We start from the raw sequence: 18,628 nt of genomic DNA on the forward strand, positions 1-18,628 counted from the left end.
GAGTATGGCATGAAGGTATCCCGCAAGACAGAATACGGACTTCGCGCCATGGTGGCACTCGCATCAATGGCGGGGGTTGACCGCACGGTTCCGCTTCGGCAAGTGGCGGAGGCGGAATCGATTCCGGAACAGTTCTTAGATCAGATCATGGCCAAACTACGCAGAGCAGGATTTGTGACAAGCGTTCGTGGCGCAGGTGGCGGGTATCAATTGAGTCGACCTCCGGAGGCCATTTCGATTGGCGCTTTGGTCCGCCTGCTGGAAGGGTCGTTAGCGCCTATCGCATGCGTGACGGAAGAGGGAAATGAGTCACCTGAAAGTGTCTGTGACTTGTATCGGTCTTGTCGTACGCGCAACGTTTGGATGCGTGTTGCAGTGGCAGTCACCAATGCATTGGATGCGTTGACCTTGGCGGACGTGATGTATGATGATATTCCATTACACGCGTAAATTTTCATCCTATCGAGTTTAATGCGCAGAGCAATCGTGGCGATGTCCCGGGGCTCTGCGTTTTTTGCGTTTTGGATCTGCTTCATTCTTCGCGCGCCAGAGATTTGTCTAGAGTGGGCCACTTTGTGCTTGTGTAACGTAACATTGTTATGTTACGATGTTTGCGCCGGGAGTTGAATATGAATGGAACAGGACCTCATGTCTAAAAAGGAATTGTTAGAGCTGACCGGGATTTCATACGGGCAGTTATATCGTTGGAAGCGCAAAAAGTTGATCCCTGAGGAATGGTTTATTCGAAAATCTACCTTTACCGGGCAGGAGACATTTTTCCCGAGAGAGAGAATGCTACAGCGAATCGCGCAGATTCAGAGTATGAAAGATGATTTGTCGCTAGACGAAATGGCGAGTATGTTCTCCACGGGACCATCCGATATCTCTCTTTCTCCGGAACAACTATTAGCACAAAACATTGTTACGAAATCGGCGTTGGATGTCCTGTTTGAACAGCATCCAGGGATACAGATTTTAAAGTTTGAACAACTGCTCTCGCTGTATGTTGTGGATGTTGCGCTGCGGACAGGCGACATTCATTTGGATGATGCAGCGATGATTTTCAAGACGATGGAGCAGAACTTTGAACGGTTTGAAAATGCAAGTTGCCGGTTGTTGGTGATTCGGAAACTGGGTGTGTCGTCGTGTTTTTTATGCTCGACGGCGGGAGATTTATATTTTGAGGCGGATACGAAAATCGTGATGGAGTTAGATCTTGCAAAGTGTATCGAGGAATTGAAGTTAAGGTTTGTGTAAGGGGTGACGCAATGTGGACGATTACGCAGTTCGGCCAAATCTCGATGTGTCGGGGGTAGGAAGTGCGTCGGGTGGCGTATATCAAAACGTGACCATTCAGGGAGTTAGCAAGATACATCATGACATCGACTGTCTTCGATGTGATCTCGAAGGGGTCGCCGAAATTCTCGGTCACGTGCGAGCGCAGGTACTGAGCGTTCAGGGAAAGGCGAAAATACAAGGCGACGTCGTCGCGGATGAAGTCGTTGTGGAAGGCGTCACACGCATGGCGGGGCGCTGTGAAGCGAAGCACAACATGAGCCTACATGGACGAGTCACAATCGGGGGTGATGTCAAAGCGACGAGCATTTGGATGGACGGAAGCCATGTAATCGAGGGGCAATGTTCAGCACAAGAGGTGAAATTGCGGGGGAATCATCGCATTTCTGAAGGGGTGTTCGCCGAATCTTTGTCGTTGACAGGGGCGCTGTGCGTAGGCGGGTCTTGTGAGACAGAAAGGTTTGAGGCGCATGGCGTGTTTGTGATTGACGGCCTCTTGTCGGCAGATGAGATTCTTGTGAGATTGGAGCGCAATTCGCGCGTCAAAGAGATTGGTGGCGCACAAATTCGTGTGGTGAGAAGCAAAGGATCGCGTTTTTTTCAGCGGGCTCGCCGGTTAACTGCCGAGGTGATTGAAGGGGACGATATTTATCTCGAGTATACGAAGGCGGACGTGGTACGAGGGAAGCGAGTGACGTTGGGGCCTGGTACGGAGGTCAATCTCCTCGAGTATTCGTCCGATTTTGAGAAGATAGGCGATGCGTTTGTAGGACGCCATAAAAAGCTGTGATCGCGCGCTCATTGTACGTGAATCACGATGACAAAGCGCGTTCGGCGGGTTATCGGAGGGGATGCGATGAAAACGAAGCAAAGCTCGGGAAATAACTGGACCATCCACGGTACGGCGCAGTCCGCAGGTGGCTCTTTTGAGAAGGTGACCGTCCATGGTGAGGGGAAGGTGACTGGGGATATTCAGTGTGCGCACCTGAAAGTCATGGGCGCGTTCCAGGTGGATGGAGCGCTTTCTGCGAACTCGGCAAAGGTGATGGGAACAGTAGACGTCGCGAATGATTTGCGTGGTGACCAAGTTCACGTGCTTGGCGAGATGAAGGTCCGTGGTGACTGTAATGTGGAGAAGTTTAAATGCCAGGGTTCATTTCATATTGGCGGATTGTTAAATGCGGGTGTCATAGAACTGTCGCTATATGGGGATTCGAGTGTCCTGGAAATTGGTGGGGAGACCATTCGCGTGAAACCAGCTCATCGATGGAGAGCGAAGGGCGCTCGCCAACTGACTGTGGATACAGTGGAAGGCGACCATATTGTGCTTTACGACACGGTGGCACGAGTTGTACGTGGCAACGATGTCGAGATTGGCTCGGGTTGTGACGTCAAAGTCGTCGAGTACCGCGACAATATTCGCATCTCGAACAGTGCGAGTGTGGGCGTTCAGAGGCAGACAGGACTTATGCAAAAGGATGTGGACGTGCGTGACTAATCGGCCCACGCGGGTAGGGATTGTGGTTGTTGGCTTGTTGTTGGGAATCTTCATTTCGGCAATGGACAATACGATTGTTGCGACGGCAACAGGAAGTATTGTCTCCAGCCTCGGTGGGATTGATAAAATCGTTTGGATCACTGCGGCCTATATGGTGACCGAAATGGCTGGCATGCCGATTGTAGGGAAGCTTTCGGACATGTATGGGCGCAAACGATTCTTTGTGTTTGGATTGGTGGTTTTTTTACTTGGGTCAATGCTCTGTGGAACAGCGCACAACATGGACGAACTCGCCGTTTATCGAGCGATTCAGGGGATTGGCGGCGGCGCCCTGACGCCGGTTGCGTTCACGATTATCTTTGACGTCGTCCCACGGGAGCAAGCGGGCAAGTTTTCCGGCATGTTCGGCGCTGTTTTCGGGCTAGCGAGTATTTTTGGCCCGTTGCTTGGGGCGTATATTACGCAGGATGTCAATTGGCGGTGGGTGTTTTATCTCAACGTCCCCTTGGGTGTCGTTACATTTATTTTGATTTATTTTTACTATCATGAGTCGCCTAGACACACGCGACAAGCGATTGACTGGCTTGGCATCATCACATTGGTTCCCGCTATCGTATTTCTGATGTTTGCGCTGGAGTTCGGCGGTAACCAGTACGCTTGGGGATCTTTAGAGATTCTTGGGGCATTTTTTATCGCATTCCTCTTATTTGGCCTGTTTCTCGTGGTGGAAGCGAAGGCGAAGGAACCGATCATTTCCTTCCATATGTTTCGGAATCGCGTGTTTGCCGCGAGCAATCTGGTCGGGTTACTGTCGGGCAGCGCCTATATCGTGGCGGTCATATACGTGCCGATTTTTATTCAGGGGACGCTTGGCGGATCGGCCATCAACGCGGGCCTGAATTATTGCCGATGATGGTGGGCTCGTCTCTCACAGCACCGCTTGGCGGAGTGTTGGCCAATAAAATGTCGTACCGGAACGTTTTGATGCCGTTTTGTCTGCTCTTTTTGCTTGGCATTTATTTATTGACCAGGCTCACGCCCAATAGTTCTATGTTTGAAGTGATGGGGTTCATGTGCATTGTTGGCTTGGGGATTGGGCCTTCATTTTCAGTGATGGGCATGGCCTCGCTCGGCGAGTTTGATGCGCGCCACCGAGGCGCTGCGAGTTCAACGAACTCGTTTGTTCGGGAGCTTGGGATGACCGTCGGGATCGTCATATTCGGTGCGATTCAGACCCATGTCTTTCAGCGTCAACTGACGTCCCTGTTGGCGGGGGGCGCACAAACCAGGATGACTCGTTTCGCCAAGATGGATCCACGTGCCATTCTAACACCGGAAACAAGACAGCGTATCCCGCTTCCGATTCTCCATGAATTTAGTCGTGCGATTGCGTATTCCGTCACACATACATTGCTCTGGGACCTGATTCCGGCTGGACTTGCTTTTGTGATGCTATTTTGGATGGGCGCTGCGAGATTTCGAGGCATGCACCACGCAGAAATGGATGCAGACGGAGGCGTGTAAAGAAGTCGACACGCCGAAAAGGCTGACGCTTGTCTTTCATCGTGAGCGCAGTTCCTTTCCAGCGTGCAAATGCCTTCATCTTATTCATGAGACCCGAGTAGGTGGATTGCGTTAAAAACCAAGGTCGAGCTTAGGCAATGACTGAATGCGCTCCACAGCAGCATCCCGCGTATTGCAGGCATCCACATACTGCAAGAAGATGCGCTTGACGTCGTCATGTTTGTTGAGGATGACGGGGTCGACCAGGAGATGGTGTTCTTCGCGGTCATACGTCAAATGCAGACTCGGATTGTAGCCATGGTCGCGAAGGCTCTGCAACAGCGCACTCAAAGCATCATTGACCTGAAAGTGTGCATTGCTCCAGTCCTCTGAGCGATAGGTTTCCATATCGGTGGTTTCCTTCCCTTCGTCTGTGTCGCGCGATTTGAAGCTCCATCTAAATCTTAGTATAATGCCTACGAAGCCAATCGCCAAGTTGGTCTAAATTCAAGGAGGGATTGTCATGCCGTTAGTTGGTCGTCCAGCACCAGACTTTGACATGTTGTCAACGAAAAACATGGATACGCTGAATGAACGTGTGAAGCTTTCCGACTACAAAGGTAAGTGGCTGGTTCTGTTCTTCTACCCAGCGGATTTCACCTTTGTCTGCCCGACGGAAATCATCGCTATCAATGACCGCCTGCAAGAGTTCAAAGATCTCGACGCAGAAGTTCTTGGCGTTAGCACGGACAGTGTTCACAGTCACAAGGCTTGGATTAACACGCCGCGTGCCGAAAATGGTTTAGGTGGCTTGGATTACCCACTAGCAGCAGACTTCACCAAGACCGTCGCACGTAGCTACGACGTGTTGGTTGAAGAAGAGGGAACCGCGCTTCGCGGTCTGTTTATTATCGATCCCGACGGCATCCTCCAATACCAAGTTGTGCACAACATGGACGTTGGCCGCAGCGTGGATGAGACGCTCCGCGTTCTTGAAGCGTTGCAAATGGGCGGTTTGTGCCCGGCGAACTGGAAGCCTGGACAAGCTACGTTGAACGTTTGAGTTTCATGGGTGAAATTGAGATCTCCGCGTGCAGATTGTGCGCGGGGATTTTTATCAATTCGGAGGTGAACGGGTATGCCAATGCGGTTGGGTTCCGATATGCCGGCACTTGTTGGGGCTACGGAGTGGTTCAATGGCGAGCCGAAACTCGAAGATGGCAAAGTGACGTTCGTGCACTTCTGGGCAGTGTCCTGCCACATCTGCCATGAGACGATGGCGGATGTTCTGCGGATTCGCGACGAATATGCGGACCAGGGCTTACAAACTGTGGCTGTCCACATGCCGCGCATGGAAGAAGACACAGACATCGCGCGGATTCGTGCGGACGTGGAGAAATATCATATCACGCAGCCGTGTGCTGTCGATAATCAAGTTGCCATCGCGCAAGCATTCCAAAACGAGTTCACACCGGCATTTTTCATCTTTGGCCGCGATGGAAAACTATTGTTCCGGACGGCTGGAGACAAAGGTTTTCAGAAAGTAGAACCGAAGGTGCGTGAGGCATTGGGGATCCGCTAGCCAATACGCCCTACACGTGTAAGCCCGCCGTCGTCAGGCGGGCTTTTTTTGTCTTGTCTTGGCCCAGTCGTCGCGGCAGTGACGTGCCGGGCGGTCAGCTGACATCGGCATGTAAGCGCTTGACATAAGCTGCGAGTAAGCATAGACTTTTTTAAAAATGAATGACTATTCATTCATTTCCGGGGGGATGGCTATCGGGACACGTCGGGACAGTGGGAAGCGCGATGCGATTTTGCGAGCTGCCATTCAGGTGATTGCAGAAACGGGTTATCATCACGCGCAGATCAGTCGAATTGCCCGTGCTGCCGGTGTAGCTGATGGCACGGTGTATCTCTACTTTAAAAACAAAGAGGATTTGTTGCTTTCCATTTTGCGTGAGAGCATTGGCGAAGTTGTTCACCAACTCAGGCAGGCGCTTCTAGAGGAGCGCGGTGCCACTGCGAAACTGCGGCGCATCGTCGAGGTTTACCTGGGGGATTTAGGGCGAGATGCCAAGCTGGCGATGGTGACGCAGGTGCATTTGCGGCAAGTAGATGCTGAGATGCGACGGCAAATTGGGGATATTATGAAGCCGTTTTATCACTTGTTGGACGACGTCATCGATGAAGGAATACAGGAAGGCGTGTTTAGTCAGGAGGTCGGTCATCGGATTGCACGGAGGATGATTTTTGGCACCCTGGACGAAACCGTAACCGCTTGGGTATTGTCTGGCAGCAAGTACGATTTGGGTGCACTCGCGCCAGATATCGTGCGTGTGCTGTGTTATGGCATCTCTTCGCGCGAACAGGTAGAGGAGGAAGTGTGATTGTGAATATCTTAGTTCTCATCAAACAGACCTTTGACACAGAAGAGCGTATCTCTATCGTCGACGGACAGGTCAAAGAGGATGGCGTGCGGTTTGTCATCAATCCATACGATGAATATGCCATTGAGGAAGCGATTCGCATCAAGGAGGCGAGTGACGCACAGGTGACAGTCGCCACGGTCGGACCGGAGCGGGCGGAGGAGGCGCTGCGGACAGCGCTTGCGATGGGGGCGGACGAGGCGATTCTAGCTGCTGATGAAGCGCTCTTCGGCGATGAGTTCACTGTTGCGCAAGCACTTGCGGCCATTGCGAAAAAGGGGCAGTACGATCTCATCCTCGCTGGCAACCAGGCAGTCGACGATGGGTCAAGTCAGGTGGCGGTGCGCGTTGCCGAATTATTGGATTGGGCTCATATTTCGACCGTGACAAAACTTGAGATAAACGGCGACGAGGTCGTCGGTCACCGCGATGCGGAGGGTGATGAGGAAGTGGTTGCCGGACGCTTGCCACTGGTCGTGACCGCACAGCAGGGATTGAATGACCCGCGTTACCCTTCGTTGATTGGCATCCGCCGCGCGGGAAAGAAACCGCTTACGAGCGTGTCGCTTTCTGATTTGGGGCTGGCTGAAGACGACATTGCACCCAAGACCAAGATTGTCCAACGGTTTTTGCCGCAGGTGAAAGAAGCAGGGAAGATTTTGACTGGGGACTTGTCTGAACAGGTACAGGAACTTGTTCGTTGTTTGCGCACAGTGGATAAGGTCATCGAATGAGCACTGGGGGGAGCATGATGGGGAAGCGTATTCTGGTTGTCGCCGATGTACGGAACGGAGCATTACGCAATGTGACGAATGAAATGCTTGGGGTTGCAAACCGATTGGCACAAGGTGGGGCCGTTCATGTCGCGGTGCTCGGCCATCAGCTGGACTTGCCGGACTTCGGTGCGGCTGGAGCAGACGATGTATGGGTGATGGACGATGCGCATTTTGGAAACTATACGCCCTCTCTGTATCGCAAGGCCGTCATCGAAGTGATTCAGCAAGTTCAACCGCAAGTCGTACTATTTGCGCATTCGGCTGTGGGCAAGGATTTGGCACCGGCCGTTGCGATGCGGCTTGGATTGGGGCAGATATCCGATATTACAGATGTTGAAACGGATACAGAGACACCGACGTTTATCCGCCCCATTTATGCTGGAAAGGCGTTCACGAAGGTTGTGGCGACTTCTGAGCCGTACGTCGTCACGGTCCGTCCCAATAATCTAGCGCCGTACGACGGTGCGCCAAAGACGGTGAATACCCACACTGTGAACGTGACATTTGATGATGCAGATTTATCGACAATCGTGCGCGAGGTGGTTCGCAAAGCGACTGGCGCGGTAGATCTCACAGAGGCGAAAATCATCGTCTCCGGCGGACGTGGCGTCAAATCGGAAGAAGGTTTTTCTGTTTTGTACGAATTGGCGGAGGTACTGGGTGCGGCTGTGGGCGCATCGCGTGGCGCATGTGACGCGGGCTACTGCGACTACGCCTTGCAGATTGGCCAGACAGGCAAGGTGGTGACGCCTGATTTATATATTGCGTGCGGCATTTCTGGGGCGATACAGCATTTGGCTGGTATGTCGAATTCGAAGGTGATTGTGGCGATTAATAAAGATCCGGAAGCGCCAATTTTCCAAGTGGCTGATTATGGCATCGTCGGAGATCTGTTTGAGGTCGTTCCGCAGTTGACCGCTGAGTTCAAAAAAGTCATGGTGTCGCAATAAGGATTTGTTTCCGCGACGAAGCGACAAACAGCGGCACGAACTATGCGTGCCGCTGTTTGTGGCGTTTTGCGAGACCTTGAAGGTCATCTGCGTCCTGCCTGCTTTTTAGACGCTGCGCGGTATAAAGGTCTCAATGGCGACGATGACAAGTGCTACGAAAAATAAGACCCAAAAGAACTGACGCATCTGACCCGCCCCCTCTGTTGCATGGATGGACTGCTATGTAACTAGGCTACCGCCATTTTAACAAAACGATAAGTGGGCTGCACTGCGAGTTTGGTACGGAAATGCAGTGGATTGTGCTATACTGTGGCGCAAGTGGAGACGAATCGACAAGGAGCAGGGAATATGCGTTCGTTTGACCAATTGGATTGGGTTCACCGCTTCGAAGATTACGAAATGATTATGTACCTTCAGCAAGAGGGTACGGAAGACGACGGAATTTATATGCAAGTTTTGCAGCGGAACGTCGACGATGGCGCGGAGGAATGGAACATTTTATATGATCGTCGCCTCACGTCAGAGATTGGTAAGACTTCGGTTTCTAAGGAAGATCCTGCTTACGAAGATGAGATTCTTCGTGTGTATTTACATGAGCATCCCACTTTGGTGGATGACGAGAAAACGTATTTGCGCGCTTGGTTGGCAAGTTCGGGTGCAAAGAAGGATGGCGAGAATCTGTGAGCAAGAAGTCGAAGCAGAAACGCAACAGGACGGAACAAGACGTCTTTGACAAACCAGAGTATGCGATGGACATCGTGATCGACAAGCCGAAGAAGGCACCGAAGGAAAAGCCGAAAGAAGAGGCTTTTCACGTCGGTGATAGCATCGGTGACAAAGTAGCCTCTAGGCTGACAGAACTCAAGGCACAGCTCGAAGAAACGGCTGCAGCGGTCAAAGAGGCGCCCCAAAAGGCAAAGGGAAGGGGGAAGACGTCTCGCACGGCGAAAGAGCGTCTCGAGGACAATCCCGATTTGTCGTTTGCCGAGCTGTTTGATCCCGAAGACGACGAAGAGGTGTCGTTCGACGAATTGTTGAAGGATTCCAAGCTCGATTGGCGCCACTTTAAAGACGAATAAGCTACACCACCTCCTGACGTGACAGTGGGAACTCATGCTCGCGTCGCTTCGCGCGTCAATCCGCCGATTCAAACGGTCTGCCCTGCGGTTTCGGTGCAGTTTTGCGCGTCGTCGAGTCGGTTGTTTCGGCTGATTGGGCACCTTTGTTCATGGACGGATGATGCGCATCGTCAGGGTGGGCCAAATCTTTTGCTACTCGCGCAATCCGCTCAACGTCGAGCGCTTTTGCCAACAGGTCGGCGTCGACGCCGATGGCCGCACCGGCTTCCCGCAGTGACGTGTCGTGTGCGAGCGCGTATTTGACCACTTCAGCGGCGCGGTCATATCCGAGTTCCACATTCATGGCTGTCGCTAAAGACAATGAGTTTTCCGCGTACCACAGGCATCGCGTTTCATTCGCTTCAATTCCCCGGATACAACGCTCTGTAAAGGTCCGTACACTGCTGCTGAGAATATGAATACTGTGCAAAAAGTTGGCCGCCATCACGGGCATCATCACGTTTAGTTCCAACTGTCCGGCGGCGCCAGCCTGGGCGACCGCCGTGTCGCAGCCAATCACTTGGAAGGCGACCATATTGAGCATCTCCGCCATCACAGGGTTCACTTTTCCAGGCATAATCGATGAGCCTGGTTGAACCGCGGGCAGTTGAATTTCCGCGAATCCTGTGCGGGGGCCGGAGGCAAGCAGGCGCAAATCGTTGGCGATTCTCGCTAAAACCTGTGCGATGTTGCGAAGAACGCCGGAGACCAACACGATTTCGTCCGGGTTTTGATTGAACGTGAAGGGATTCGCCGGCCGGTGAAAGGCCAGTTCGGTATATGCGGCAATATAAGCTGTCGCTTTGTCGGCGAACCCTGGTGGTGTGTTTACGCCTGTGCCAATGGCATTCCCCCCCATACCAATCGCCAAGAGATTGCTGGCACTCTGTTCGAGCCAGATGCGATGGCGCCGGATGTTTTCCGCGTAGGCGCCAAATTCATCCCCAAGGTACAGCGGGACCGCGTCTTGCAGATGCGTTCGCCCCGATTTAACCACATGTTGAAATTCGGATTGCTTGGCGCACAGTGCGTCTTCCAGGGCGGCGAGGGCCGGATCGAGTTGGTGTGCCAACATCTCCATCCCTGCAATGTTCATCGCGATATGAAACGTGTCGTTTGTCGACTGCGACTTGTTGACGTCGTCATTGGGGTGCACCAATGACGTGTCTCCACGCGCCCCGCCCAACAATTCAGCGGCGCGGCTGGCGATGACCTCGTTGACGTTCATGTTTTGGGATGTACCGGCCCCAGCTTGATAGACGTCGACTTGGAACCATTCGCGATGGCGGCCTTCGATGACCTCTTCGGCGGCAGCGCAGATGGCATCCGCTTTGGCCGCCGGAAGTGCCCCGAGGTCTTTATGCGCCTTTGCAGCAGCCCATTTGATAATGGCCTGGGCGCGAATAAACGAACGGTGTAGGTGGAGACCGCTGATCGGAAAATTTTCGATAGCCCGCGCGGTCTGCGCTCCATAATACGCATCTGCTGGAATCTGCAGTGCGCCGAGGGAGTCGTGAACCGTTCGGTGTTGAAGTGGTGACATAAGCGTCCTCCTTTGCTGGGCAGACGGATTCCTAATACTGGATTCTATTTTAGCAGTTTCTTACTGCTCGCATACGCTTGTGTGTCGGGTGGTGCTCATGTAGAGTGGAACAAGATGAGGTGATGTGCGTGCGCGGTTGGTCAATTGAAACGTTATTGTCTTTGCAAATTCCGGAGGGAATTGCGATGTCGCCGGATGCGACAGTAGCGGTGTACAGCCTGCGTACACTCGACGAAGAGGAAGGAAAGTACCGCTATAAGTTGTGGTCTGTCACACGTGACGGTGAGCCTGTTCAACTAACGCGAGGGGACAGTAAAGATACATACCCGCAGTTTAGCCCTGACGGCAAGTGGCTGGCGTTCATCAGTGATCGCAAGCCCAGCGCTTCGGATGATGACGAGCACGCGCCAGAACAGCAGTTGTACGTGCTTCCAGTAGCGGGTGGTGAAGCATTTCTCGCCGCAGAAAGTTTGGGGAACGTTTACGATTATGTGTTTAGCGCCGACGGCAGTTGTATCTACGCCATTGCCGACGTCGAAGAGACGGCGTACGAAAAATATTTGCGTACGTCTGCCGAAGAGGATATGCGAGATGTGACGCACGAAGAGCGAAACCAGTTGCCACGGCGCATCTGTCGTGTCTCACTCGACGATTTTTCGGTTACAACGATGTATAAGCGCGACTACGGGTTGATGCAGTTGGCGGCGGGATCGACCGACGAGACCTTGGTGTTTGTAACGAATTATACGGGCTTGACGAATGATCTCGACGACTGTGATATATGGTGCCTGTCGGCGGTTGACGATGGAGAATATCAGGCACAGGCGCTGGTTTCCCGCAAAGGTGCCTGTGTGCAACCGGCCATTGCGCCAACCGGCGACATCGTCGCGTTTGTGGCACCGCGCGGGGACCGGGCCGAACATGCTCAATCGGATTTGTGGCTTGTCGATAGGCGGTCGGGGCGAGTGCACAATCTCACACATAGCCTGGATTTTGTCGGCGATGTGCAGGATGTGCAGTGGCTTTCGGATGGCACGTTGGTGGCCGCTGTCGAGCGGGGGCTGTACGCACCGCTCGTCCAGTTTCTTCCGGTAACGGAGGTTGATGGCGGCTGGCAGTACCGATTTGTGAGTGACAAGACGTCGGTCGTCGGTGAGTTCTCTGTCGCGGCAAAAACGGCGGCAGTGGCTTATCTGGCAGAGACGGCGGATAGGCCGCATGAAGTATTTGTCTTGAATTTGCAAGAAAGCGGCACCAGTGATGGCGTTCAGCGGACGAAGTTCCATGCGCCTTATCGAGATTTGCCGCGGGCACGTGTCCAACCGTTCACCTGGACGTCTTTTGACGGCAGGGAAATGGAGGGCGTGCTGTCCTTGCCGAACCCGGATGTGGCTGGGCCTGGTCCCTATCCGATGATTGTCGATATTCACGGCGGGCCCGCGTGGCATGCGACGATGGCGTTTTCCAACTACCTGAACGTCCATTGGCTTGGAAGCCTTGGGTACGCTGTGTTTTGCCCAAACTATCGCGGCGGCATTGGTTACGGTCAGGCGTACATTCAAGCCAACGCCATGGATTTGGGCGGGGGAGACTACCAGGATATTATGACCGGTGTGGATGCGGTCTTACGGACTGGCTGGGTTGATGAAGCGAGGTTGGGCCTGACGGGTGGCAGCTACGGTGGGTATATGACCAATTGGATCATCGGTCACGACAATCGATTTCAAGCGGCGGTGTCGGAGTTTGGCATCTGGAACCTGATGACCGATTTCGGTTGTTCGACGCAGCGCGTTTGGGAAGTGATGTATCTCGGGCGCTATTGGGAGAATGAGGCGCTCTATCTGGAGCGGTCACCCGCGCGCTACGTACAAAACATCCATACGCCGGTGTTAATTATTCACGGGGATGACGACGACAACACATTTCCGGCCAACTCCAAAGAGATGTATAACGCGCTGTTGGAAGCAGGTAAGACCGTCGAGTATGTCCATTATCCGCGCGAGGGGCACGGGATTCGCGAGCCGCGGCACCGGGCCGACGAATTGTCGCGGATTGCCGCGTGGTTTGGTCACTATCTGCAGACGCCACAAACTCCGGCACCCATCCTGTTCGGGCAAGCGGGCGCAATTCAGGGAGACAAGTACAAGGCACTGGTCAACGGGGTCGAGGTGACGAACGCCTACAAGTCGTTTGGGGATGACTATGAAGCGGTCCTCGCCGCGTCTGTCACGTTGATGCCGGCGTCTGCAAGTCGGGATGGCGCGCTGGAACTCAAGCTGGACAATCCCGCTACATCTGATGTGGCGCTTTACTTTACTGGGCAGGAACCGCATCAGCGACCGAGTGTGTTTCCCAGCGGTAAACAGTTGCCCTTGGGCGTGGCAGTCGGCGGTGTGGTCGTGACAGGAGATGTCGTGTTGCGTCTCGAAGACATCCAGACAGTGCATTTTTTGTTCGACGATGACATCCTCGGTTATGCCAGTATCGATGACCTTTTGCTCGATATCAGCAATGTCGCATTTCGGTTGGCGTAGTTTAGCTTACGGCGCCATTCACTGTTGCGGCAATGAAAGGAATTAATCGAAGATGAACGAGACCATGGATTTGCAAGCCGTCCTCGTGACGTCGCTCGAAGCGGCCATTGAGGCCGGTGATTATTTTAAATCGAGATTCGCCACAGAGTTGGTCGTCAAGACAAAATCGTCCATATCCGATCTCGTCACCGATGTCGATCCCTACTGTGAGCAACTCATCCGAACACGCATCAAGCGGGCGTTCCCGAATCATCAGGTGCTCGGCGAAGAGGCTGTGGAACCGGGGCGCGAAGCCTCGGAGCGCGCAACCCAGGCGGTTTCGCAGGCGCCAGCGCTCTGGATTGTCGATCCGCTCGACGGCACGACCAACTACGTGAATGCCATTCCATTGTCGGTTGTGTCGATTGCCTTTGCAGCGTCGGGACAACTGCAGGTTGGCGTGATTTACGACCCGTACCGCGAGGAAGTGTTCTACGGTGAAATCGGGCGCGGTGCGTACCTCGCCACGCGCGCCGATGTCGTTCGTTGGTTACAAGACCCCCTGCAGGCGCGCCCAGGCATGCGGCTGTCGGTGTCAGAGGTCAGCGAGATTGACCATGCGGTCATGGCGACGGGGTTGCCGATGCGGCATGTGGAGCGTGAAACGCTGATGCAGCGGGCGACACAACTGGTGCTTCAGGCCAAGAGCCTGCGCGCACTTGGCGCGGCCGCCTTACATATGGCCTATGTGGCCGCCGGACGGATCGACGTGTTCTGGGAGTATGAATTGAACGCGTGGGACGTTGCAGCGGGTGTTTTACTCATCCGCGAAGCGGGTGGTGTAACACAAGATCTCGATGGCCGGGATTACAGTTTGGAAACCCGCAACATTGTCGCGAGCGGCCGGCGAGAGACGGTAAATCGGATTGTCGATACACTTCGGGGAGCATGATGTCGCCTAGTTTTGGGAGATGAAGGGATTGCAGAGCAACCAAGAGAATCGCGCAGAGCAACGCATGATGGAAATTGCACAATTGCCGGTTTACCGGGACAGACACCTGACCTTGTTAACCGATTTATATCAATTGACCATGATGTATGGTCAATTTAATGCAGGGCGCCACGAAATTCGCGTCGTCTTCGACGTATTCTACCGCTCGAATCCGTGCGGCAACGGCTATGTCGTGGCCGCAGGTTTGGAGCAGGTCGCGTGGTACCTCTATCATCTCAAGTTCACCGAGGGCGACATCGCTTATTTGCGTTCCTTAAATATGTTCTCGGAAGCGTTCCTCGAATATCTGAGAAATTTTTCGTTTCACGGTGACGTGTACGCCATTCCAGAGGGAACCTTGGTGTTCCCGAACGAACCGCTCTTACGCGTCGAGGGCCCAATTGTGGAAGTGCAATTAATTGAATCAGCCATTCTATCGTTTATCAACCATCAGAGTTTGATTGCGACCAAGGCCCGGAGAATTGTCGAGGCGGCCAGAACGAACCCGCTTCATCCGGGTAGTCCTGTCATTGAGATGGGGTTACGGCGGGCGCAAAATGTCGACGCTTCCGTGTTTGGTGCACGCGCGGCCTACATTGGTGGCTGTGTCGGCACCAGTAACCTGATGGCTGGGGAATCCTATAATATCCCGGTGTCCGGCACACAGGGGCACAGTTGGATTCAGAGTTTCCCATCGGAATTAGACGCCTTTCTCGCGTATGCAGAGGCGTTTCCCGAGGAGACGGTCTTGCTCGTCGACACCTATGACGTCCTCCGATCCGGCGTGCCCAACGCCATCGAAGTGGGACGTCGGATGCGGGATGCGGGTCGCAGCTTAAAAGCGATTCGGATTGACAGTGGCGACTTGGCTTATTTATCGAAACGAGCGCGCCGTATGCTCGATGCCGCAGGCCTCACCGACGTCAAGATCATCGCTTCGTCTGATCTCGACGAATACACCATTCGCGATTTGGTGACACAAGGGGCGGAAATCGACGCTTGGGGTGTGGGGACTCACCTCATTACGAGTTCGGAGTGCCCGGCGTTGGGCTGCGTCTACAAACTAGTCGCGCAGCAGGTCGACGGGGTGTGGGAACCGCGCATCAAAGTATCGGAAAACCCGAACAAAGTGACGAATCCGGGACGCAAAAAGGTACTGCGTCTGTTTGTCGACAATCAGGCCGTCGCGGATTTAATCGCTTTAGACTACGAGCACTTCGACCCATCTGAGCCGCTTGAGCTTTTTGATCCGATTCACACGTACAAGCGGAAAGTGATTGAGAACTATCGGATTGAGGAGTTGCTCGTGCCCATTTTTGAACGCGGACAGTTGGTGTACGAGTTGCCGCAGGCGCATGACATCCGCGAGCGGGTTGATCTGCAGGTCGAGCAATTCGCGGCAGAAATTCGCCGGCCGCTCAAACCCCACGAATACCATGTCGACTTGTCTCAGGAGTTGTGGGATTTAAAGCAGTCGCTCCTCCATCAATGGCGTAAACCTGAAGGGAAAAAAGGGTAAGTCGTGTGATACGCACGCGTAATGTTGTATGATGGGGGAGAAGGGGGCGACTCGGGTGAAGGTGCTAAAAGTTACGCCTCGTGGCTATTGCTACGGCGTTGTCGATGCGATGGTCGTCGCGAAGCGCGCAGCTGAGGACAAGGCGCTGCCGCGACCGATTTATATTCTCGGGATGATTGTACACAATCAGCATGTGGTGGATGCCTTCGCCAAAGAAGGGGTCATCACCGTCGATGGGGCGGATCGACTGACGTTGTTGGAACAAATTGATCACGGGACGGTGATTTTCACCGCACACGGCATTGCGCCGCAGGTGCGTGCGCGGGCCATCGAGAAGGGGTTGCACGTCATTGACGCCACCTGCCCCGACGTGACGAAGACACACGACCTCATCGTCGAGAAGACGAGAGATGGATATGAGGTTGTGTATATCGGGAAAAAGGGGCATCCCGAGCCGGAAGGTGCAATGGGGGTCGCGCCTGGGCGCGTCCATTTGGTGCAGGTTCCGGAAGATGTGGACAACCTTCAGCTGAAGACATCCAAAATTGTCATCACCAATCAGACGACGATGAGCCAGTGGGACACGCAGGAGTTGACACAGCGGGTACTTGATAAGTATCCATCTGCGGAGGTGTACAACGAAATCTGTCTCGCGACGCAAGTTCGCCAGCAGGCCGTGGCTGAGCAGGTAGGGGCCGCAGATGTGTGTATTGTCGTGGGTGACCCGCGCAGCAACAACTCGAACCGTTTGGCGCAAGTCGCCGAAGAAATCGCAGGTACGCCAGCGCACCGGGTGGGTGACGTGAGTGAGATCAATCCGGATTGGCTGATGCGTGCGAATGTCGTAGCGGTGACGTCGGGTGCAAGCACACCGACCGCTATCACAAAAGAAGTGATTGATTACTTGGAGCAGTTCGATCCGGCTGATCCGCGCACGCACAAAATTGTGCGCACGGTCAATCCAGACCGAATTCTACCGACTGTCAAGCATCCGTCCGCCTGACCGTTTACACCACAAGACATCCGCTTCGGGGCGCGTGTTGGGTGGAACTGCTGTAGGGGAGCGGTGCACGCTGGTCTACTTACTGATTGTGATTCTAGGTCTTATTTCAATTGCTTTTATGTTTTTGCGCCGGTTTGTTCGGAAGCGGACGTTTGGCCGCTTTGCAGCGACGTTTTTCACGGCAGTGTTTTGGGTCGCCTTTCTCGCCTTGCTCGGCTATCAAATTGGGTATACGGCAGGCGATAAAGGCGTGAGCGCGCTGAAGATTTTACACATCTCGCGAAACAATCCGTAGTGGGTTGATTTGTCGTAACCTGACCGCCGCAACCTAGGTGCATACGCGCATCCGAGCGACGGTCAGGGTCATCATGATGGTTATGGAAGCGAATTCGGGAGGGATGGGCATGGAGGAAGCATTACGTTCTTTCTTTTTGCGGTTGGCACAAAATCAGGCGATGATTGGCTGGGCGAAGCGATATGGGCTGCGCTTTGGCGCGAATCGCTTTGTCGCGGGGGAGACCATTGAGTCTGCGATTGCGGCGGTTGCCGAACTCAATCGACAGGGCATCGCTGTGACGCTTGACCATTTGGGCGAGTTCGTCGCGGATGAAGCAGAAGCGCGAGCTGCAGCTGACTATTGTGTGAAGACCTTGGAAGCGATTCACTCGGCTTCAGTGGACTCGTCGTTGAGCCTCAAGCTCACGCAACTTGGACTCGATATCCGCCGGGAACTGTGCCTCGAGAATATCCGGATGATTCTCGATGCGGCATCGGCGTACAAGCTGTGGGTCAACATCGATATGGAGGACTTTTCGCGGTGTCAGGCGACCCTCGATATCTTCCGCGAGCTTGCAGCATCGTATGACAATGTACAGACGGTCATTCAAGCCTACTTGTACAGAAGCTTGGATGACGTCAAGGCTTTGGCGGAGATGGGCGCGAGCATTCGGCTTGTCAAAGGCGCGTACAAGGAACCGGAAACGGTTGCGTATCCCGACAAGGCGGATGTCGACGGCAATTATGTACGGATGTTGGACGTTCACTTGCCAAGCCCTGGCCTGACGTCGATTGCCACCCACGACGAGCAGATTATCGACTATGCGAAGCGCGCCATTGCAAAGCAAGGGATTGCGAAAGACAAGTACGAGTTCCAAATGCTATACGGTATCCGTACGGACTTGCAGCAAGCGCTCGCAAAAGAAGGGCACCCGGTTCGCGTGTATGTGCCTTACGGGGATGACTGGTATGGCTACTTCATGCGCCGCCTGGCAGAACGGCCTGCAAATGTGGAATTCGTCTTGAAGGGCGTCATTCACTCATAAACTTGGTGGCACAATCGCTTCATTTATCTGACGGGCATCCGCTATGAAAGCGGGTGCTCTTTTGTTAACTATCTTTACAGAATTTATTATAATAATTGACTATTTAGTATTAGGTGCTATAATTCGACTGTAACAGTCACATGATTTGCATGATTGATTTTGGGGGTAAG

At 53.6% G+C, this 18,628-nt stretch carries 19 protein-coding genes and 1 pseudogene; 18 read left to right on the forward strand and 2 right to left on the reverse strand.

Features of this window, described 5'->3' with window-relative positions; all coding sequences use genetic code 11:
- The first annotated feature begins 9 nt into the window (after positions 1-9).
- The 5 genes and pseudogenes from K1I37_RS07725 to K1I37_RS21840 all read left to right on the forward strand — a co-directional run bounded on the left by K1I37_RS07725 (position 10) and on the right by K1I37_RS21840 (position 4,318).
- Entirely contained in the window at positions 10-450 is a 441-nt protein-coding gene (locus tag K1I37_RS07725) for an RrF2 family transcriptional regulator (RefSeq protein WP_021297125.1), read from the forward strand.
- 183 nt (positions 451-633) lie between these two features.
- Positions 634-1,257, forward strand: a complete 624-nt coding sequence (locus K1I37_RS07730; protein ID WP_021297124.1) for a YhbD family protein — start codon at positions 634-636, stop codon at positions 1,255-1,257.
- A gap of 13 nt (positions 1,258-1,270) precedes the next feature.
- Positions 1,271-2,086, forward strand: a complete 816-nt coding sequence (locus tag K1I37_RS07735; RefSeq protein ID WP_021297123.1) for a polymer-forming cytoskeletal protein — start codon at positions 1,271-1,273, stop codon at positions 2,084-2,086.
- Between the two features lie 66 nt (positions 2,087-2,152).
- Positions 2,153-2,794, forward strand: a complete 642-nt coding sequence (locus tag K1I37_RS07740; RefSeq protein WP_021297122.1) for a polymer-forming cytoskeletal protein — start codon at positions 2,153-2,155, stop codon at positions 2,792-2,794.
- Positions 2,787-4,318: pseudogene (locus K1I37_RS21840) on the forward strand (MDR family MFS transporter). The gene K1I37_RS07740 and the pseudogene K1I37_RS21840 overlap by 8 nt, the downstream one beginning before the upstream one ends.
- A gap of 111 nt (positions 4,319-4,429) precedes the next feature.
- Here the strand turns inward: K1I37_RS21840 and K1I37_RS07750 are convergent.
- Positions 4,430-4,705, reverse strand: coding sequence for a hypothetical protein (locus K1I37_RS07750; protein ID WP_021297119.1), 276 nt, complete (start codon positions 4,703-4,705; stop codon positions 4,430-4,432).
- 115 nt (positions 4,706-4,820) lie between these two features.
- On the opposite strand from K1I37_RS07750, the gene K1I37_RS07755 reads away from it, so the two are divergent.
- The 7 genes from K1I37_RS07755 to K1I37_RS07785 all read left to right on the forward strand — a co-directional run bounded on the left by K1I37_RS07755 (position 4,821) and on the right by K1I37_RS07785 (position 9,528).
- A complete protein-coding gene (locus K1I37_RS07755) occupies positions 4,821-5,360 on the forward strand; it encodes a peroxiredoxin (RefSeq protein ID WP_021297118.1) in 540 nt (179 codons plus the stop codon).
- A 75-nt stretch (positions 5,361-5,435) separates the two neighbouring features.
- Complete coding sequence (locus K1I37_RS07760) at positions 5,436-5,879, forward strand: redoxin family protein (RefSeq protein ID WP_021297117.1); 444 nt, start codon at positions 5,436-5,438, stop codon at positions 5,877-5,879.
- 187 nt (positions 5,880-6,066) lie between these two features.
- Entirely contained in the window at positions 6,067-6,684 is a 618-nt protein-coding gene (locus K1I37_RS07765; RefSeq protein WP_021297116.1) for a fatty acid metabolism transcriptional regulator FadR, read from the forward strand.
- Positions 6,685-6,686: 2 nt separating this feature from the next.
- A complete protein-coding gene (locus K1I37_RS07770) occupies positions 6,687-7,457 on the forward strand; it encodes an electron transfer flavoprotein subunit beta/FixA family protein (RefSeq protein WP_031218902.1) in 771 nt (256 codons plus the stop codon).
- A 17-nt stretch (positions 7,458-7,474) separates the two neighbouring features.
- Positions 7,475-8,449, forward strand: coding sequence for an electron transfer flavoprotein subunit alpha/FixB family protein (locus K1I37_RS07775; protein WP_021297114.1), 975 nt, complete (start codon positions 7,475-7,477; stop codon positions 8,447-8,449).
- A 348-nt stretch (positions 8,450-8,797) separates the two neighbouring features.
- Positions 8,798-9,133 carry a hypothetical protein gene (locus tag K1I37_RS07780; protein ID WP_021297113.1) on the forward strand — a complete coding sequence of 112 codons (336 nt, stop codon included), beginning with the start codon at positions 8,798-8,800 and terminating at the stop codon, positions 9,131-9,133.
- Complete coding sequence (locus tag K1I37_RS07785) at positions 9,130-9,528, forward strand: hypothetical protein (RefSeq protein WP_021297112.1); 399 nt, start codon at positions 9,130-9,132, stop codon at positions 9,526-9,528. The genes K1I37_RS07780 and K1I37_RS07785 overlap by 4 nt, the downstream gene beginning before the upstream one ends.
- A gap of 55 nt (positions 9,529-9,583) precedes the next feature.
- Here K1I37_RS07785 and K1I37_RS07790 read toward each other — a convergent pair whose 3' ends face one another.
- Positions 9,584-11,110: an aspartate ammonia-lyase gene (locus tag K1I37_RS07790; RefSeq protein WP_021297111.1), complete on the reverse strand. Its 1,527-nt coding sequence runs from the start codon at positions 11,108-11,110 to the stop codon at positions 9,584-9,586.
- Between the two features lie 128 nt (positions 11,111-11,238).
- Between K1I37_RS07790 and K1I37_RS07795 the strand changes: the two genes are divergently transcribed.
- From K1I37_RS07795 to K1I37_RS07820, 6 genes are all read left to right on the forward strand, one after another.
- Positions 11,239-13,644 carry a S9 family peptidase gene (locus K1I37_RS07795; RefSeq protein ID WP_161624362.1) on the forward strand — a complete coding sequence of 802 codons (2,406 nt, stop codon included), beginning with the start codon at positions 11,239-11,241 and terminating at the stop codon, positions 13,642-13,644.
- A gap of 52 nt (positions 13,645-13,696) precedes the next feature.
- The gene (locus K1I37_RS07800; protein ID WP_021297109.1) at positions 13,697-14,575 is read left to right on the forward strand and encodes an inositol monophosphatase family protein; all 879 of its coding nucleotides are present in this window, start codon (positions 13,697-13,699) and stop codon (positions 14,573-14,575) included.
- Positions 14,576-14,639: 64 nt separating this feature from the next.
- Positions 14,640-16,133, forward strand: a complete 1,494-nt coding sequence (locus tag K1I37_RS07805) for a nicotinate phosphoribosyltransferase (protein WP_236613897.1) — start codon at positions 14,640-14,642, stop codon at positions 16,131-16,133.
- Between the two features lie 55 nt (positions 16,134-16,188).
- Positions 16,189-17,136 (forward strand): 4-hydroxy-3-methylbut-2-enyl diphosphate reductase, encoded by a 948-nt coding sequence (locus tag K1I37_RS07810; RefSeq protein WP_021297107.1) that lies wholly within the window; start codon positions 16,189-16,191, stop codon positions 17,134-17,136.
- A gap of 37 nt (positions 17,137-17,173) precedes the next feature.
- Complete coding sequence (locus K1I37_RS07815; RefSeq protein WP_021297106.1) at positions 17,174-17,431, forward strand: hypothetical protein; 258 nt, start codon at positions 17,174-17,176, stop codon at positions 17,429-17,431.
- A 109-nt stretch (positions 17,432-17,540) separates the two neighbouring features.
- Positions 17,541-18,458 (forward strand): proline dehydrogenase family protein, encoded by a 918-nt coding sequence (locus tag K1I37_RS07820; protein ID WP_021297105.1) that lies wholly within the window; start codon positions 17,541-17,543, stop codon positions 18,456-18,458.
- Positions 18,459-18,628 lie beyond the last annotated feature (170 nt).

Source organism: Alicyclobacillus acidoterrestris, assembly GCF_022674245.1.
In the GTDB taxonomy this organism is placed as follows: domain Bacteria; phylum Bacillota; class Bacilli; order Alicyclobacillales; family Alicyclobacillaceae; genus Alicyclobacillus; species Alicyclobacillus acidoterrestris.

What these genes read in the sequence shown, in the direction of transcription:
- K1I37_RS07790 (WP_021297111.1), bottom strand. Translation starts at nt 11,110, where the DNA reads ATGTCACCACTTCAACACCGAACGGTTCACGACTCCCTCGGCGCACTG.
- K1I37_RS07750 (WP_021297119.1), bottom strand. Translation starts at nt 4,705, where the DNA reads ATGGAAACCTATCGCTCAGAGGACTGGAGCAATGCACACTTTCAGGTC.
- K1I37_RS07805 (WP_236613897.1), top strand. Translation starts at nt 14,640, where the DNA reads ATGATGGAAATTGCACAATTGCCGGTTTACCGGGACAGACACCTGACC.
- K1I37_RS07775 (WP_021297114.1), top strand. Translation starts at nt 7,475, where the DNA reads ATGGGGAAGCGTATTCTGGTTGTCGCCGATGTACGGAACGGAGCATTA.
- K1I37_RS07755 (WP_021297118.1), top strand. Translation starts at nt 4,821, where the DNA reads ATGCCGTTAGTTGGTCGTCCAGCACCAGACTTTGACATGTTGTCAACG.
- K1I37_RS07730 (WP_021297124.1), top strand. Translation starts at nt 634, where the DNA reads ATGGAACAGGACCTCATGTCTAAAAAGGAATTGTTAGAGCTGACCGGG.
- K1I37_RS07740 (WP_021297122.1), top strand. Translation starts at nt 2,153, where the DNA reads ATGAAAACGAAGCAAAGCTCGGGAAATAACTGGACCATCCACGGTACG.
- K1I37_RS07765 (WP_021297116.1), top strand. Translation starts at nt 6,067, where the DNA reads ATGGCTATCGGGACACGTCGGGACAGTGGGAAGCGCGATGCGATTTTG.
- K1I37_RS07760 (WP_021297117.1), top strand. Translation starts at nt 5,436, where the DNA reads ATGCCAATGCGGTTGGGTTCCGATATGCCGGCACTTGTTGGGGCTACG.
- K1I37_RS07820 (WP_021297105.1), top strand. Translation starts at nt 17,541, where the DNA reads ATGGAGGAAGCATTACGTTCTTTCTTTTTGCGGTTGGCACAAAATCAG.
- K1I37_RS07725 (WP_021297125.1), top strand. Translation starts at nt 10, where the DNA reads ATGAAGGTATCCCGCAAGACAGAATACGGACTTCGCGCCATGGTGGCA.
- K1I37_RS07800 (WP_021297109.1), top strand. Translation starts at nt 13,697, where the DNA reads ATGAACGAGACCATGGATTTGCAAGCCGTCCTCGTGACGTCGCTCGAA.
- K1I37_RS07780 (WP_021297113.1), top strand. Translation starts at nt 8,798, where the DNA reads ATGCGTTCGTTTGACCAATTGGATTGGGTTCACCGCTTCGAAGATTAC.